This window comes from Tessaracoccus terricola (assembly GCF_054776555.1).
In genome coordinates this window covers 661765-677381 of sequence record NZ_BAAHBS010000001.1, presented here as the reverse complement: position 1 = coordinate 677381, position 15617 = coordinate 661765, and the positions used below count along the sequence as shown (strand labels likewise).

14 protein-coding genes are annotated in these 15617 nt (G+C 68.8%); 3 read left to right on the top strand and 11 right to left on the bottom strand.

Features of this window, described 5'->3' with window-relative positions:
* Nucleotides 1-6 precede the first annotated feature (6 nt).
* A complete protein-coding gene (locus ACYU7G_RS03015) occupies nt 7-648 on the top strand; it encodes a class I SAM-dependent methyltransferase (RefSeq protein ID WP_461104620.1) in 642 nt (213 codons plus the stop codon).
* A gap of 166 nt (nt 649-814) precedes the next feature.
* On the top strand, nt 815-3592 hold the full coding sequence (locus ACYU7G_RS03010; RefSeq protein WP_461104618.1) for a choice-of-anchor D domain-containing protein: 2778 nt from the start codon (nt 815-817) through the stop codon (nt 3590-3592).
* Nucleotides 3593-3638: 46 nt separating this feature from the next.
* Here ACYU7G_RS03010 and ACYU7G_RS03005 read toward each other — a convergent pair whose 3' ends face one another.
* Nucleotides 3639-4262, bottom strand: a complete 624-nt coding sequence (locus ACYU7G_RS03005; RefSeq protein WP_461104616.1) for a VOC family protein — start codon at nt 4260-4262, stop codon at nt 3639-3641.
* Between the two features lie 283 nt (nt 4263-4545).
* Here ACYU7G_RS03005 and ACYU7G_RS03000 point away from each other — a divergent pair, with 283 nt between their 5' ends.
* A complete protein-coding gene (locus tag ACYU7G_RS03000; RefSeq protein WP_461104614.1) occupies nt 4546-4719 on the top strand; it encodes a hypothetical protein in 174 nt (57 codons plus the stop codon).
* A gap of 11 nt (nt 4720-4730) precedes the next feature.
* Here the strand turns inward: ACYU7G_RS03000 and ACYU7G_RS02995 are convergent, their stop codons facing one another.
* From ACYU7G_RS02995 to ACYU7G_RS02950, 10 genes are all read right to left on the bottom strand, one after another.
* Complete coding sequence (locus ACYU7G_RS02995) at nt 4731-5444, bottom strand: ABC transporter ATP-binding protein (RefSeq protein WP_461104612.1); 714 nt, start codon at nt 5442-5444, stop codon at nt 4731-4733.
* Nucleotides 5441-6202 (bottom strand): ABC transporter ATP-binding protein, encoded by a 762-nt coding sequence (locus tag ACYU7G_RS02990; RefSeq protein WP_461104610.1) that lies wholly within the window; start codon nt 6200-6202, stop codon nt 5441-5443. The genes ACYU7G_RS02995 and ACYU7G_RS02990 overlap by 4 nt, the downstream gene beginning before the upstream one ends.
* Nucleotides 6202-7260: a branched-chain amino acid ABC transporter permease gene (locus ACYU7G_RS02985; RefSeq protein ID WP_461104608.1), complete on the bottom strand. Its 1059-nt coding sequence runs from the start codon at nt 7258-7260 to the stop codon at nt 6202-6204. Before ACYU7G_RS02985 ends, ACYU7G_RS02990 begins: the two co-directional genes overlap by 1 nt.
* Nucleotides 7257-8126 carry a branched-chain amino acid ABC transporter permease gene (locus ACYU7G_RS02980; RefSeq protein WP_461104606.1) on the bottom strand — a complete coding sequence of 290 codons (870 nt, stop codon included), beginning with the start codon at nt 8124-8126 and terminating at the stop codon, nt 7257-7259. Before ACYU7G_RS02980 ends, ACYU7G_RS02985 begins: the two co-directional genes overlap by 4 nt.
* Entirely contained in the window at nt 8126-9385 is a 1260-nt protein-coding gene (locus ACYU7G_RS02975) for an ABC transporter substrate-binding protein (RefSeq protein ID WP_461104604.1), read from the bottom strand. The genes ACYU7G_RS02980 and ACYU7G_RS02975 overlap by 1 nt, the downstream gene beginning before the upstream one ends.
* A gap of 67 nt (nt 9386-9452) precedes the next feature.
* The gene (locus tag ACYU7G_RS02970) at nt 9453-10874 is read right to left on the bottom strand and encodes an FAD-dependent oxidoreductase (RefSeq protein WP_461104602.1); all 1422 of its coding nucleotides are present in this window, start codon (nt 10872-10874) and stop codon (nt 9453-9455) included.
* The gene (locus ACYU7G_RS02965; RefSeq protein WP_461104600.1) at nt 10871-12283 is read right to left on the bottom strand and encodes an FAD-dependent oxidoreductase; all 1413 of its coding nucleotides are present in this window, start codon (nt 12281-12283) and stop codon (nt 10871-10873) included. The genes ACYU7G_RS02970 and ACYU7G_RS02965 overlap by 4 nt, the downstream gene beginning before the upstream one ends.
* Entirely contained in the window at nt 12280-13617 is a 1338-nt protein-coding gene (locus tag ACYU7G_RS02960; RefSeq protein WP_461104598.1) for an MmgE/PrpD family protein, read from the bottom strand. The genes ACYU7G_RS02965 and ACYU7G_RS02960 overlap by 4 nt, the downstream gene beginning before the upstream one ends.
* Nucleotides 13614-14978, bottom strand: a complete 1365-nt coding sequence (locus tag ACYU7G_RS02955) for an FAD-dependent oxidoreductase (RefSeq protein WP_461104596.1) — start codon at nt 14976-14978, stop codon at nt 13614-13616. The genes ACYU7G_RS02960 and ACYU7G_RS02955 overlap by 4 nt, the downstream gene beginning before the upstream one ends.
* Nucleotides 14975-15592, bottom strand: a complete 618-nt coding sequence (locus ACYU7G_RS02950) for a cysteine hydrolase family protein (protein ID WP_461104594.1) — start codon at nt 15590-15592, stop codon at nt 14975-14977. The genes ACYU7G_RS02955 and ACYU7G_RS02950 overlap by 4 nt, the downstream gene beginning before the upstream one ends.
* Nucleotides 15593-15617 lie beyond the last annotated feature (25 nt).

Below are 15617 nucleotides of genomic sequence, written 5' to 3'. Positions count from 1 at the left end.
GAACCCATGAGCAGATTCGACGACGAAGCGAGCACGTGGGACGACGAGCCGAAACTGCAGCGCGCCAGACGCGTCGCGAAACTGCTCAGGACGCGGCTGACGCTCCGCGGCGACGAGCGCGTGCTGGACCTCGGCGCGGGCACGGGCCAGTTGAGCCTCAACCTGGCTGATGCGGTGGGCGAGGTGGTGATCAGTGACGCGTCGCGCGGCATGGTCGAGGTGGCGGCCCGAAACATCGACGCGGCGGGACACCAGGACAAGATGTCGGCACTCCAACTGGACCTCACCACCGAGGAACCGCATCTGGCACCCTTCGACGGCGTGTGGAGCATGCTGGCGCTCCACCACGTCCCGGAGTTGGACCGGCTACTGACACGTGTCCACGCGCTGCTCCGCCCGGGCGGTTGGTTGGCCGTGGTGGACCTGGACAAGGACCCGGAGGGCGCGTTCCACGCCCACGTCGGCGACGACTTCGAGGGCCACCACGGCTTCGACAGGGACAGCTTCCGCCGCCGTTTGGAGGGCGTGGGCTTCACCGACGTCACGACTGAGGACGCGGGCCAGGTGGACAAGGAACTGGGAATCCACGGCGGCCACACGCAGGCGTTCCCGATGTTCCTCGCAACCGCGCACAAACGCCCTGCCTGACGCCTCATCGGCCCCTCACAAGCCACTCCACGCCGATTGGTTTCTGGGATCGCCCCCCGCAGCCGTCGTGAGTCCCTATATTTCGCCCCGGGACAGTCGTTGCATGGACATTGGGGAGATGATGGGGAATCACCGAGGTGGACCACTGGCGCCACGACGTGCATTGATGGGGCTGCTGGGGCTGGTGCTGGCACTGATGGGTGGATTGGCGGCGGTTCCTGCCGCTGCGGACAGCCCAATCATCGTCACACCTGCCACCTACGACTGGGGATCGGTCAAGGTGGGCGAGACGGGCCCATGGGTGGAGTTCGCCGTGGACGCGAACGGCTACACCGGCCCGATGGGGGCCTCCGCCGACGAGGGCATCGAACTGGACCCCAGCGGCAACTACGAATGTCAGGACGGCTTGGTGTGCGTCCGCTTCCGGTTCGCCCCCACGCAACGCGGCACCGTCACTCCAAGCCTCCGCATCCACGCCACCGCTCTGGGCACCTGGACCAGCGTTCCCACCACCGGCGTCGGGCTCGACCACGAAGCCACCCTGACGCCCAGCACGTGGGACTTCGGCATCGTCGAGCCGAACTCGGCCATCAGCAGGGACTTCGTGATCACCAACACCGGCGATTACGACGTCCGGGCGCGCATGATCTCCATCTCGTCCACGAGTCCTACCACGGCTTCGTGCATGGACCCCATTGCACCGGGTGACTCGTGCACCTTGACCATCAATCCGCTGACCGAAACAGCCGGGCCGGGGGAGGGGTTCCTGGCAGTTGAGTTCTTCCACGGCACAACTCTCACCTCCCACTACACCTGGCTCGTCGCCAACCGGTCGGCCACCGTCACCGCCGCCGACTTCGGGACCGTCCACGTGGGGGCGACCGCATCGAGGACCGTCACCCTGACCAACACCGGGAACGTCCCCATGTCCGTCGAGAGCATCGACCCTCCCGCAGGCGTGGCGGTGTCCTCCGCATGCGAGGACAACATCCAGCCGCAGGCCTCCTGCACCCTCACCCTCCAGTGGGTTCCCCACGCCGCCGGCCAGCTCGACGCTGAACTCACCGTCAACACCAGCAACGGCCCGGCCACCGCGAGTGTCACCGGCCTCGCCGAACTCCACGCCGCGACGCTCGCCCCGCTGTCGGTCGACTTCGGCACGGCTGCCGTCGGTACCACGACCGATCGGGTCCTGGTGGTGGAGAACACCGGCAGCGTCCCACTCACGGTCACCGCAGCCACCGCACCCGGCGCCATCACCGTGGACTCGACGGCCTGCACCGCCGCCGCCGTTCCCGTCGGCAGCACCTGCGCCCTCTCCCTCACCTACGGCCACTCAGTCCCCGGCAACATCACCGGTGAACTGGCACTGGCCACCAGCGCAGGCAGCCTCACCGCCGAGCTGACCGGCGTGGGCGAACCCATTCAGGTGGACCGCAGCCTCGTCGACTTCGGCGACGTCACCGTAGGTCACACCGCCACCCGGTCCTTCACCGTCACCAACCTGGCCGACGTCGCCGTGCCGCTGACACTCGACGTCGCCACATCCTTCAACCTTGGGGGCACCTGCGGCACCGAACTGGCGGCGAACGCCACCTGCACCGCACAGGTCACCTTCACGCCCTCCGCGGCAGGGACCAGCACCGGTGCGGTGAGCGTCGAAACCACCAACAATGGGGCAACGCAGACGCTGGCCGTTGACGTCACGGCCGAAGGTCGGGCAGCAGACGTGCTCGTGGGTGCACTCGACTTCGGCGAGGTCGACCTCGGCACCACCAGCACCGCCTCGGCCACCATCACCAATCAGGGCGAGGCTGATGTCACCATCGACGACGTCACCACCGACGCCCCGTTCGACGTGACCAGTTCGACGTGCGACTCCCTTGCACCAGGCGACTCCTGCCGGGCCGAGGTCACCTTCGCCGCCACCACCGCGGGAGCAACCACCGCTGACTTGATGCTTCACCTCCCGGGAGGACTCACCGCCACGGGGGCCCTGTCCGGTTTCGGGTCCGTTCACGGCATCGCGGTCGCCGGTGACGGGCTCTCCGACAACGGCGTGGACTTCGGCGAAGTCCTCGCCGGCACCCAGTCCGAGCCCTTTGAGCTGGTGGTGACCAACACGGGCAACGTCTCGGACGAGATCGCAGCCCCCGTCTTGGAGGGCCCGTTCGAGGTGCTCGGCAACACGTGCGCGGACGCCCCCGTCGAGGCGAGTGCCACCTGCACGCTCAGCGTCGTCTACTCCCCCGGCGCCGACGCCACCGGCGAGCAGGCCGGCAGCATCACGATCCTCCAGGCCAGCACGGGCGTCCCCGGCGAGACCGGCCCAGCGGCCCGGAGGGCTGTGGCTCCGATGGCCGACGACGCCGCAGCAGTCCTGGCCGACGGCCCGGCCGCCACCTCCGTGACAGTCGCCCTGACCGGCTTCGCGGCCGCACCCGCCGTCGCGGTGGACGTCACGGACCTGGACTTCGGCACCGTCGTCGTCGGCGACGAGCCCGCAGTCCGCTCCTTCGAGGTGACCAACACGGGCAACCTGCCGCTGCTGGTCTCACTGCTGGCCGACGACGTCGCGGGCCTGACCCTCGACGCGGACGCCTGTGCCACCGTCGCGCTGGAACCCGGAGTGACGTGCGCGGTGACCGCGACGTTCGGACCCTCAGCCGCCGGCGTGCTGGACATCCCAGCGACCCTCGCGGCCACGGCCATGGTTTCCGGCGAGGAGGTCGTCCTCGACCCGGTGGCTCTGGTGCTGACCGGCGTGGCCGAGGAGCCCGCCCCGACACCCACGCCGTCACCGAGCCCGGCACCCACACCGTCGCCGTCCCCGAGCCCGGCACCCGCACCGTCGCCGACCCCCAGCGCAGCACCCACTGCCACGGCGGCTCCCACTGCCACGCCTGCACCGACCAGGCCCGGCCTTCCCTCAACGGGCGTCTGACGGTTGCCACTGCCCGGGGTGGCTTGGCCAGTTGGCCGCCCCGGGGTCAGCCGATCCGAACCCGACCGTTCGGCGTGTCCAGCTCCACCGCGATGCCGGCCTCGCCGGACTTCACGGCGCTGACCGGGCCGAGGGCATCGACGGCGGCGAGGGCCGAGCGGACGCCGTCGACGTCGGGGTGGGTGATGGTGAAGCTGCGCAGGCTGACTTCTGGCAGCCCACCGGAGGGGTGGGTGGTGTCCAGCCAGTCGATCAGGAACGGGATGACGCCGTCGAACCCGCCGGTGGGTGGGGTGAGGCGCCAGGCGACGAGATCGCCGGCCGGGGTGCGGCGGTCCATGTCGCGGACCTGTCCCGGGTCGTAGCCGGCATCGCGGGCGGACCGGACCAGGGCGTCGAGGTCGTCGGGCCGGGCGGCCCAGCCGGTGACGGTGGCCTCTGACACCTCGTCGACGCGCAGGGGCCGTGGCTGGGTGGGGTCGGGCTGCTCGGGGTCGGGGCCGATGAGCTCGATGTAGCGGCCCTCCCCCAGCCCGACGAGGTAGTTCGCGGTGCCCTGGCCCTCGTGACTGCCACCCTTGACCGGCCTCACCCCGGTCAGGTCACGGAAAGACGCGACGAGTGCCTCCAGGTCCGGTCCGGCGATGGCGATGTGATCGAGCTGCGACATGACCCGAACTGTAGACCTGCCCCATGTCAGGCGGAGCGGGGTCCACGCCTCCTGCTGAACGTCAGGTGCGTCACACCGCTCGGAGTGGAGACGGTCTCGACGGCGCCTCCGCAGTCTGCGGCTCGCCCGTGGCGAAGCCGTCCAGGGAGATGGAGAGATTGTGAATCCGTACTCGCGGCATCGCGACTCCTCGGTTGTCCCCGCCGACTGCCTGCGAGGCAAACGCGGGGCGTCTCCGAAGATCCTACTCGCGACGCCCCGCCGCTACCGTATGGTCTGGCCCATGGATCCCACCACTGCAGCCACAGGCGGTTTCGGCTGGTTCACGCTCGCCTGCATCAACGCGGGACTGGCCGAGTTCAAGGGACGCAGCCGGCTCAACTGGTTCCTGCTGTCCATCTTCCTCGGCCCCATCGCAACCATGCTCGTGGTGGTGATGGGACCTCCGAACCGCTGACCTAGACCGCGTCACACATAATAGTTCGTCAGCTCGGCCCGGTAGTCGGCACCCAACTCCTCCTTGGTCCCGGAGTAGACGGTCTCTCCCCGGCGCAGGACGACGACGTGGTCGGTGGTGGCCATCGCCACCTCGACGTTCTGCTCGATGACCAGCAGCGTCAGCCCCGACGTGGCCAGGGACTTGATGCTGTCGACCACCCGCTGCACCATGATCGGCGCGAGTCCGGCCGTCGGTTCATCCAGCAAGAGCACGTCCGGCTGGGTGAGGAGTGCACGGCCGATGGCCAGCATCTGCTGCTCCCCACCACTCAGCGATCCCGCGGCCTGGCTCATCCGTTCCTTGAGGACCGGGAAGCTCTCGAAGACGGCGTCCACGCTGATGTCCCGGTCCCGGCCCCTGGATGCGATTCCTCCCAGCACCAGGTTCTCCTCGACGCTCATCTGGGGGAACAGGTCGCGGTTCTGGGAGACCTGGGCGAGGCCACCACGCACGATCTGGTGGGAAGTGGCGGACGTGATGTCCGAGCCCTTGTGGAGCACCCGGCCGCCGCGCTTCTTCGCGAGACCACAGATGGCGTCGACAGCCGTCGACTTCCCGGCGCCGTTGGCCCCGAGCAGGCACATGGTGCCACCGACCGGCACCTCGAAGGACAGTCCGCAAAGGACCTCGACGCCGCCGCGCTCCGCGGAGAGCCCCTCGACGTGCAGAGCGATGTCGTTCATGCGGATTCCTCCTCGGTGGTTCCCAGGTAGGCGTCGATGACGCGCTGGTCGTTCCTGACCTCCTCGGCCGAGCCCACGAGCAGGACCGTTCCGTGGTCGAGCGCAAGCACGGTCTCGGCAGTGCCGAGGACGAGATCGGTGTCATGGTCCGTGATGAGCACGCTGGACCCCTGGTCGGCCAACTTCCAGACCAGTTCCTTGAGGAACTCCCGATCCGGCGGTGTGAGACCGACTCCCGGCTCGTCGAGGAGGATGAGCTCTGCCCCGGAGGCCACGCAGCGCGCCACCTCCACCGCTCGCTGGGTCCCGGACCCGATCGCGCCGGCCTCGAACTCCGCGTAGTCGCTGAGCTGGAGGTCGTCGAGGATCTGTCGGGCTTCCTCCAGCACTTGCTTGCGCTTCACAGAGGCGAACCGACGCCCCTGGATCCGCGTCTTGTGGTCGATGCCGAGCACGACGTTCTCGAGGACCGTGAACTCCTTGATCAGCCCACCCAACTGGAAGGTGCGGGCGACGCCGGTCCGCATGCGGCTGTGGGCGGGCAGCCCGGTGACGTCGTTGCCGAACAACTCGACGCGACCCTCGCTGGTCCGGACCACCCCGGTCACGCTGTTGAACAACGTGCTCTTGCCGGCCCCGTTGGGGCCGAGGAGCCCGAAAACGGTGCCCTTGTCGATGGTGAAGGAGACGTTGTTGACCGCCAGGAGGCCACCGAAACGCACGGTCACGCCCTCACAGCGCAGGACTTGCTCGCTCATCACGCCCACTTCTCCCTGGTCCGGGTGATCTTCTCGATGACTCCAGCGATACCGCGACGCATCAGCAGGACGGCTAGGAGCAGCGTGGCCCCGTATACGATCTCGCTGATACCCGCGAAGGAACGGATGTACTCCGACGCCAAGGTCAGCACGATGGCGGAGACCCATGCCCCGATCGGGGACTTGACGCCTCCGACGATCAGGAAGACGAAGTGCGTGAGCATCATGCCGAACCCGAACGTGTGGGGCTGGACGTACTGGTTCACGACGGCGTACCAAGCGCCTGCGAGTCCGATGATCGCGGAGGCGATGATGAATGCGATCAACCGGGAGCGGTACGGGTTCACGCCGACGGCCTGGCCGAACTTCTCGTCGACGCTCAGCGCCGCCCAGCCACGGGCGAGGGAGGTGCGGCGCAGCCACATCACGAAGGCGAGCACGATCACCGTCAGCGCCAGGCCGATGTAGTAGGTGGACACGCCCCGCAGCGGGTTCATGCCCAGCACCAGCACCGGCGGCGCCGAGATCAGGAACCCGTCCACTCCGCCCGTCACCTCGCCGCCCTCACGGGCGACCATCTCGACGACGAACATGAACGAGACCGTGACCACGGCCAGGTAGTAGCCCTTCACCCGCACGGCCAGCGCACCGAAGGCGAGGCCGATCAGCGCGCCGGCCAAGCAGCCGAGCACCAGGCCGACCTCGAGCGGCAGGCCGTCCACCACGTTGAGCAGTCGGCCTCCGGTGTAGGCGCCGATCGACATGAACGCGGCGCTGATGAACGCGAACTGCCCGCTCCAGCCGAGCAGCGGCACGAGCCCGAGGACGACGATGCCGTTGATCAGCATCATGTTGGCCAGGAGGAGCCGGTAGTCGCCCAGCACGAGAGGCAGCGCGATGAGCGCCACAACAGCCAGCACCATGATGGCGATCTTGGCGGGGACCGGAACGCGGGCGCTGACCGAGAGCTTGGGTTGTGCCCCGGCCTCGACACCCCCTTGGACCCCCTCGTGGCGCTCCTCGGTCTCGACGTCGACGGTTTCGGTCGGTGTGCTCATGCTCTGGCTCCTGACGGTGTTCCGAGGATTCCCTGGGGACGGACCAACAGGACCAGCATGATCAGCAGGAAGCCGGCGCCGTCGCCGAGGGTGGTTGAGATGTAGGTGGATGCCAGCACGTTGGTGACCCCCACCAGGAGGCTGCCCAGGACCGCGCCGGGGATGCTGCCGAACCCACCGAGGGCCATCCCGACGAATGCCATGTTGGTGGCCCGTGCCCCCATGTCGGCCGAGACCAGGTAGACGGGAGCCGCCAGCAACCCGGCCACGGCCCCGAGCACGGCCGCGACCGCCCAAGTCACGAGGAACACCCGCTTGGTGTTGATACCCACCAGGGATGCACCCCGCACGCTCTCGGTGGTGGCCCGCAGGATCCGTCCCGTCGAGGTCCGCTGGAACACGACGACCAGTGCGATCAGGCACACCACCAGCACGGCGATGGACAGGAGGTACTGGGGGTTCAGCGCCACCCCGCCCACCCGGAGGACGGCGTCGCCCATGATCGGCGCGACGCGCTGGGGCACGGCGACGAGACTGCGGACGATGCCCTCGCCGATGAACAGCACGGCCACCGTCGCGAACACCTGGGGCAGGTGCTCCGCGTTGAACAGGGGCTGGATGGTGAGGCGCTCGATCAGGAGACCGAGGATGAAGACTGCCGCCAGGGCGATCGCGCTCGAGACCAGCAGGGGCAGCCCTGCCTTGGTCAGGAAGAGCACGAGCACCGGAGCAGCCATGAAGTTCACGGCGTGGCCGAAGTTGAGGATCGTGGTGGCCCGCAGGACCAACACCATCCCCAACGCCATCAGGGCGAAGATCGAGCCTTCGGACAGGCCGGCGACGAAACTCTGGATGAAGGTGGTCATCAGCGGTTGACCCACTCCGCCCAATCGGGCGCGATGACCACGATGCCGCTGTCGGGGTCCTCCTCGTTCAGGTAGGCGAGGTTGCAGGTCTTGACCGCCAGCCGCGTGCTGGGGTCGGACTCGTCGAACGCGGAGAAGGAGATCGGCTGGGCCGCCCCGGCCTCGAAGTCCTTGATGGTCTCGGCCTGCGCGATCCAGGACTCCCACGTGAGGTCGTCGCCGAGATCGGTGAGGATCTGCTCGTTCACCGGGACGCCGGTGGCGCCGAGCATGGAGCTCAGGTCGAACTCGTCGTTGGGGTAGAACTCGGCAGTGGCTTCCTTGAACGGTGCCAGCGCCTCGGAGTCGAGGGTGTCTGCCATGCAGTAGGCCGAGAAGAAGGTTCCGACGGTCTCAGCGCTGCCCAGTCGGTCCAGTTGGTCTTCGGGGAATGTTCCCTGTCCCGTGATCACGGGGATGTCCAGCCCCTGCTGGGACTTGTTCCGCAGGAACACCGACATCGGGTCCGGGTAGGCATAGACGACGGCGAGGTCGACTCCCGCCGACTTCACGTTCTGCACCTGTGCGGTGGCGTCGGTGGTGTCGGGGGCGAGGTCCATCTCGGTGACGATCTCCACGGAGTCCGCCTTGCCGGACTCCTCGAGCGCAGTCTTGAAGCTGTCCGTCCAGCCCTTGCCCCAGTCGTCGGCCTGGGTGACGATCGCGATTTTGGCGGAACCCCCGTTCTGCTCGGCGTAGCTCGTCACGAATGCGGCGTCCGCGTTGGTGCCTCCGGTGTTGTCGGCCCAGCCGTGGAAGACGTTGACGGTGGGCGGGTCGACGAGCGAGTGCGCTGCGGCACCAGCGATGATGTAGGGGATGCCGGACTCAGCGATCAGGGGCATCGCTGCCGTGACGGCACCGCTGCACTCACCGCCGTGGAGCATGAACACCTGGTCCTGCTGGATGAGCTTGGTGATCGCGAGCCGTGCGGTGTCGCCCGCGCACTCGTCGTCCTCGATGATGAGTTCGATCTGGCGGCCGTTGATGCCGCCGTCGGCGTTGATCTGTTCGTACATCGCGGCGATCGTGTTGATCCCCTTCCCGAAGACGGCGGAGGGTCCGGACATGGGTCCGAACAGTCCGATCTTGATGGTGTCGTCGGTGACTCCCTGCGCTGTTTCGCCGCCGTCGCCGTTGGTGCCGGTCGAGGAACAGGCTGCGAGGGTGACTGCGAGTCCGGCGGCGAAGATGGTGCTTGTGATCTTGCGTCGAGACATCAGTGGCTCCTTGTGTGTTTGTGGACCGCGGTCCAAGGTTCTGGTTCGGGTCTGGGCCGTCGTCGGCTCAGGACCTGGTTGGGTTGGACGGATTCTCATTGACTGCGTTGCGGCCGGCGATGCGGCCGAAGGTGATCGAGCGCATGACGGAGGTGGATCCGGCGTAGGCCTCGAAGTACAGGCCGGTCATCTCGCCGGCCCCGTAGAGTCCACGGATGGCGTGCCCGTCGGAGTCGACCACCCGCGCCTCGTTGTCCGTCCTCACCCCACCGAAGGTGAAGACGTTGGCGCAGATCTGCGGGTAGGCGAGGAACGGCCCCTCCTCGATTCGGCGGGCCCAGTTGCTCTTGCGCGGTTGGTCGGCAGGTTCGGCGGCGAGGCCGTCGAGGCTGGTGACCCGGAAGCTGCTCTCGTCCCCGGGACAGGCGGCGTTGTACTGCGCGACGGTGGCACCCAGCGCTTCCGCGTCCACTCCGATGGCGAGCGCGAGTTCCTCGATGGTGTCCGCCCGGATCGGCTCGACGTCGGTCTTCACGGCATGCTCCCAACCCTCGATCCGCGGCGCCCGCTGGTCGAAGATGGCGTAGGCGATGCTGCCCTCCTCCTCGAGGATGGTCCGCGCGACCTTCTCGTAGGTCAGGTCGACGGTGTTGCTGGCCTCGTCGATGAAGCGGCGCCCGGAGCTGTTCACGAGGATGCCGTAGGGGAACATCATGACCACGGCCTCGGCCACGGCAGTGCTGCGGGGGTCCTTGGGCTCGGCGTGGAACAGGTCGAACTGGCCGTCCGTGTCGGCCCCCACCTCGAGGGCCATGAGCAGGCCATCGCCGCGGTTGTGTCCGCCACCGATGGAGATCGGTGGGATCCGGTAGGCGTTCCGGCCGACGTAGCGCGTCATGAGTTCCGGGTTTCCCTGGAACCCGCCGGTGGCGAGGACGACGGAGCGGGTGCCGAGGACCCGGCGGGTCCCGTCCGGGCCCACCACCTGGACCCCGGTCACCGCGCCGGAGTCGTCAGTGAGCAACCGCCTTGCGGCGGTCTCGTACTGGACCTCGACGCTGGTCTTCTCGAGCTCGGCGAACAGAGGCTCGACGATGCTGATGCCACCGCCGACAGGCTGGTACCTGGGCGCTGATGCGGTGACGAAGATGGTGGGCAGCTGGGCGAGTTCCACTCCGCGCTCCTGTACCCACTGGAAGGCCTTCGGCGCTGCTGCCACCAGGGCTTCGTAGTAGTCGCGGCGGGCATTGCCGCTCGAGGCAGCCATGCCGTAGTCGACGAGCGTCGAGACGGGGGTGGTGGGTGCTTCGAGCCTGAGGTAGGCGCCTGACCAGCGCGTGTTACCGCCCCGGAGGTCCTTGGTGGCGCGCTCGAGCACGACGACCCTGGCGTTCGGCGCCTCCTCGATGGCGGTGAGCGCAGCGGAGAGGCCGGCAGCGCCCGCCCCGACCACCACGACGTCGTAGTCGGTCTGTGGATTCTGGTTCATGCGTTGGCTCCAATCGGGAGTGAGGTTTCGACGTCGGTGCCGTTCGTCCGGGCGGCGGCGCTGCTCCCGGCGAGGAATCCGTATCCGAGGGCTGCGAGGAGGCCTGCCCCGGAGATGTATCCCCCGGCACCGGCCGTGCCGACGATGGTCTGCGCGGTGCCGCCGGCCGCGTACAGCCCGGCGACGGGGTGGCCGTCGGCCCGGAGCACGCGTGCCTGGTCGTCGACCACGAGGCCGCCCAGCGTCGTGAGGACGGCGGGCTCGGAGCGCGCCACGTAGAGCGGTCCCTCGAGCGGCGCCCAACCGAAGTCGCGACGCCCGAACTCGTCCTCGGCCTCACCCGCAGCCGCGCGGCCGTACGCGGCGAGGGTGTTGCGGAGCGTGGCCGCGTCCAGTCCGAAGGGCGGGTGGTCCGGGTCCAGGGGACGGATCGGCGACCCCTCCCGCTCCGCCAGCAGCCGGAAGCGCTCCTCCCACTTGCTGACGGAGTTCAGGATCCGCTGGTCGAAGACCACGTGGACGGTGCCACCACCACCCGATTCGAGGATGGTGTCGACGAAGGCCGAGTAGCCGCTCGACTCGTCCCCGAACCGTGCCCCGCTCGGGTCCACGATGAATCCGCCGTTCTCGACGGCTGTCCAGGACACCATCGTGGCCCAGGCCGAGGGTTCGTCGTCGGGGAGGCCCATGCTGGCGAACCCGAGGACGGCAGTCATGCTCGCGGTGTGGCCGCCCAGTCCGGTTCCGAGCCGGATGCCGTCGCCCGTGTTGCCCTCCCCTCCCATGTAGGACAGGCCGGCGTACTGGGGCGCCACCTCGTGCAGCATCTCCCGGTTGGCGCCGAACCCGTCGGTGGCGAGGACCACGTTCCGGGCGCTGTAGGTGTCGGTGGCGGTCAGGACCGCGAAGGTGTCCTCGTCGGAGTGCTCGACGGTGGCCACCCCGCTGCCCGTCTGGATGCGGACGCCGCGGGAACGGGCGAAGTCCGCGAGGTGCTGGACCAGCACCCTGCCCTCACGTCCGGGCGGGTTGTGGAGGCGATTCACGCTGTGCCCGACGTGGCGGTAGTCCTCGGTCAGGGTCAGGGGGATGCCCACCTCGTCGATCAGCCAGTGGACCAGGCTCGCGGACTGTTCGGACAGCAGCCCGAGGCCACGCTCGTTGAACGAGCCTCCCGTCTGCGCGTCGACGTCGGACATGAACTGCGAGGGTGAGTCCGTGATGCCGGCCTCCGCCTGCAGCCTGGAGCCGGCTCCGGGGATGGAGCCGATGCTGCGCGCGGTGTTCCCGCCCAGTTCCGGCTGCTTCTCGAGGAGCAGCACGGAGGCCCCGTCGAGTGCCGCGGAGATGGCGGCTGTCAGGCCTGCGCCGCCGCCACCGACGACGATCACGTCGTAGGTTCCGGTCATGATGTTCTCCTGTCGTGGTTCGTGAGGCGCTCCGGGCCGGGCCAGTCAGCCCCGTCGAGGGCGCGGAAGATGTCGGTGGCCAGTTCGGACACGTCTGGTTGGTGGCGGCGGTCGAGGAAGTCGAGCATCGTCGCCCGATCCCGGAAGAAGGACTCGCGGGGCGCGTCGTCGGCCCGCGCCGAGACCTCCCCGTCCTTGGTCCGGACGCAGACGCTGCCCTCCAGGTACCCCAGGGCCGCGTCCGGTTCGATCCGGGTCAGTGAGACCAGGCGCAGCAGGTCCTCGTCCTCGAGCAGCTCGGGATACTGCGAGTACTGGAACGGCCCGTGCAGCAGGACGGCCGCGACTCCGAAGGCAGTGCTCGCGATGCCCTGCTCCACGCGTTCGAACGGGCCTGCGTACTGGGTGCCGGGGTACTCGGCGAACTGCGCGTTCATGCCGATGGTGATTTCCTCGACCTCCTGCGCCGGGACCTTCCCCGTCAGGGTGGAGGCGGCGACGGCGGGGGCCATGTTGTCCCCGAGGATGGGGTAGGGCTTGAACCACACCTCCAGGAGGGCGTCGAAGCTCGGCGGCCGGTGCCAGCCCTCGGGCACCGCACCGGAACCGTAGGTGGCGAGGAATCCCTTCGGCCCCATCAGCGGATGCTCCGGTCCGCGGACGCCGCGACGGGCGGTCAGGGCCGCCACGAGCCCCCGCTGGGCGGCGAAGCCGTTCTGGAGGCGCCAGTCCTGGGCCCCCGAACGGACCGGCTCGAGCGTCCCGCCGAGCGAGTCGGCGGCGATTCCCAGCGCGGACCTGACCTGCTCGGGGTCCAGCTGGAGCACGGTGGCCGCGCCCATGGCCGCGGCCATCGCCCCGAGAGTCGGGCTGGCCCGGAAGCCACCCTCCACCAACTGCCGCGCGATCTCCTCGTGTGCGGCGAGCCACGCCATCGTCGCGTAGCCGACGGCCAGGCCCTGAAGGAGGGCCCGTAGGTCGCGGCCAGCCAGTTCCGCGGCTGCGGCGACGGCCGGGATGACGACCGAGGCGGGGTGTCCCCAGGTGTTCATGTCCGTGTCGTCCTGGAAGAACGCATGGATGGCCACGCCGTTGACGAAGGCCGCGTCGGTGGCGGAGAAGCGCTCGCCGGTGGGCCAGCTGGTGGCGGCGTAGATGCGGGGAAGGCCGACGACGTCGTGGACCGCCAGGACCACTTCGTGCTGTGCTGCCGCCTTGGCCAGGGAGAGACCGTCGAGCAGGCACAGGGCCGCCTTCTCGAGGACCTCGGGGGACGGGTCCTCCTGCCGTGCCCGGGCCACGAACTGGACCAACCGGTCTTCGGGGGTCGTCACGGGATCCTCACCTCTTCCTGTGCGTGGGCGGCGGCACGGCTGCCCGCCTCGATGCCGAAGAACGCGGCCTTGCCCAGCGAACTGCCCGTCATGTAGGCGGCTCCGTGGAACCCACCGGTCACCTCGCCGACGGCCCACAGGCCGGGGATGGGGGCGCCGGAGGCGTCCAGCACCCGTGCGGTGGCGTCGATGCTGAGTCCGCAGTAGGTCGCGATCAGTGCGGTGGTGCTCGGGTAGGCGTAGAACGGTGCCTGGCGGAGAGGGACCAGCTCCCCGGTCCCGTTCACCAGGCCCGCCCGTCCGAAGTCGTCGCGGGCGCCGCGGGCCACGGCGTCGTTGTAGCGCTCGACGGTGCTGACGAGGGCGTGCACCGGCACGCCTATGCGTCCGGCGAGTCCCTCCAGCGTGTCCGCCTTCAGGATCTTCCCCTCCTCGACCATCGGCCGGGGATCGAACAGGGCCACCCCTTCGGGTGCGGCGTCGAGGATCGCCTGGTCGAACACCTGGTAGGCCAGTGGGGCGGGAAGGGCGACGCAGGCGTCGCCGATGAGCTTGTAACTGATGGACTCGTCGACGAACCGGCGGCCGCTGCCGTCGACGATGATGGCGCCGAGGTAGTAGGCCAGCAGGAACTGGTGCTCGTCGGTGGTGGTGCTGGGGTGCGTCCCGAAAGTCCCCTTGATAAACTCGAAGTCCTTTGCGGCGGCACCGACGTCGAGGGCCATGCGCAGGCCGTCGCCCGTCGATCCCACGCCGCCGACTCGGACGGCGCGCACGTTCTGCGGGGAGTACTGCTGGAGGAGTTCCTCGCTCCGGGAGAAACCACCGGTGGCCAGCACCACTGCCGGGGCCAGGATCTCGCCTTCGGAGGTGTTGACGCCCACCACGCGGCCGGCTTCGAACGCGAGCGATTCGACCTTCGTGTCGGTGCGGAGTTCGACTCCCAGTTCGACACCCTGCGAAACCAGTGCGGCGATGAAGTCCCTGGTGCTGGATCGGTGGCTGCGCGCAGCGGACTGGCCCGAGCTCAACTCCACGTCGAGGGGCTTCCAGCCGTGCGTGGTGAGCCAGTTCCAGAACTCGGACTGCCCGGCGGCGTAGGCATGCACGAGTTCCCTGTCATTGCGGTACTCCCCCACCTCCAGGAGGTCCTGCTCAAGCAGATTCTCGTCGTCGTGGATGCCGAGGGCACGCTGCGCGGGGGTGCCCGCGAGGGCGAAGAACCCTCCGCTCAGCACCGTGCTCCCGCCGACCTTCGGGGTCTTCTCCAGGAGGAGGACACGTGCGCCCGACTCAGCTGCGGAGACCGCGCCCGTCCAGCCGGCCAGGCCGCCACCCACCACGACGACGTCGAAGCTCATGCGAAATCCGCCCCCGACAGGACATCGGCGGTGCTCACGACCGTCGCGAAACTCGGGATGGTCTTGCTGACGGCATGCTGGTGCAGTTCCGGGACGGGGGTGGCGCAGGCGTCCTCGACCACGTAGACATCAAGTCCGCGGTCGGCCGCGTCCCGGGCTGCCGACTCGACCGCCAGGTGGGTCGCGAGTCCCGCGATGACGAGCTTCTCCGTCCCCCGGGCGAGGAAGGCCTGCAGCAGCCCGGTGGACGCGAAGGGGCTGACGGAGCCCTTCGCCACGACGTGCTCGCCCTCGACGGGCCGCACTTCCCCACGGATCTCGCTCTCGACGCTGCCGGCGACGAATCGTCGCGCCTCCTCGTGGCCCTCGAAGCGTGCCGTCCTGTTGGTCCGGTTTCCGTAGGAGGGATCGAACGCGAGGTGGACGTGCGTCACGTCCCAGTTCCGGGACCGGGCCGCCGCCAGGAGTTCGGCGGCATGCTCCAGCACCTTGCCCTCTCGCACGGCCGCGGCGAGTCCGCCTGCACCGGCAGGGCCGTCGTCGTCGCACATGCCGCGCTGGAGATCGACCAAGACCAGGGAAATGGGTTGACGGGACGCAACGTGTGGCTGCATCTGCTCCTCCATCCACTTTGACGGA

Coding starts and splice junctions, on each gene's coding strand:
- ACYU7G_RS03015 (WP_461104620.1), top strand. CDS start 7: ATGAGCAGATTCGACGACGAAGCGAGCACGTGGGACGACGAGCCGAAA.
- ACYU7G_RS03010 (WP_461104618.1), top strand. CDS start 815: ATGGGGCTGCTGGGGCTGGTGCTGGCACTGATGGGTGGATTGGCGGCG.
- ACYU7G_RS03005 (WP_461104616.1), bottom strand. CDS start 4,262: ATGTCGCAGCTCGATCACATCGCCATCGCCGGACCGGACCTGGAGGCA.
- ACYU7G_RS03000 (WP_461104614.1), top strand. CDS start 4,546: ATGGATCCCACCACTGCAGCCACAGGCGGTTTCGGCTGGTTCACGCTC.
- ACYU7G_RS02995 (WP_461104612.1), bottom strand. CDS start 5,444: ATGAACGACATCGCTCTGCACGTCGAGGGGCTCTCCGCGGAGCGCGGC.
- ACYU7G_RS02990 (WP_461104610.1), bottom strand. CDS start 6,202: ATGAGCGAGCAAGTCCTGCGCTGTGAGGGCGTGACCGTGCGTTTCGGT.
- ACYU7G_RS02985 (WP_461104608.1), bottom strand. CDS start 7,260: ATGAGCACACCGACCGAAACCGTCGACGTCGAGACCGAGGAGCGCCAC.
- ACYU7G_RS02980 (WP_461104606.1), bottom strand. CDS start 8,126: ATGACCACCTTCATCCAGAGTTTCGTCGCCGGCCTGTCCGAAGGCTCG.
- ACYU7G_RS02975 (WP_461104604.1), bottom strand. CDS start 9,385: ATGTCTCGACGCAAGATCACAAGCACCATCTTCGCCGCCGGACTCGCA.
- ACYU7G_RS02970 (WP_461104602.1), bottom strand. CDS start 10,874: ATGAACCAGAATCCACAGACCGACTACGACGTCGTGGTGGTCGGGGCG.
- ACYU7G_RS02965 (WP_461104600.1), bottom strand. CDS start 12,283: ATGACCGGAACCTACGACGTGATCGTCGTCGGTGGCGGCGGCGCAGGC.
- ACYU7G_RS02955 (WP_461104596.1), bottom strand. CDS start 14,978: ATGAGCTTCGACGTCGTCGTGGTGGGTGGCGGCCTGGCCGGCTGGACG.
- ACYU7G_RS02950 (WP_461104594.1), bottom strand. CDS start 15,592: ATGCAGCCACACGTTGCGTCCCGTCAACCCATTTCCCTGGTCTTGGTC.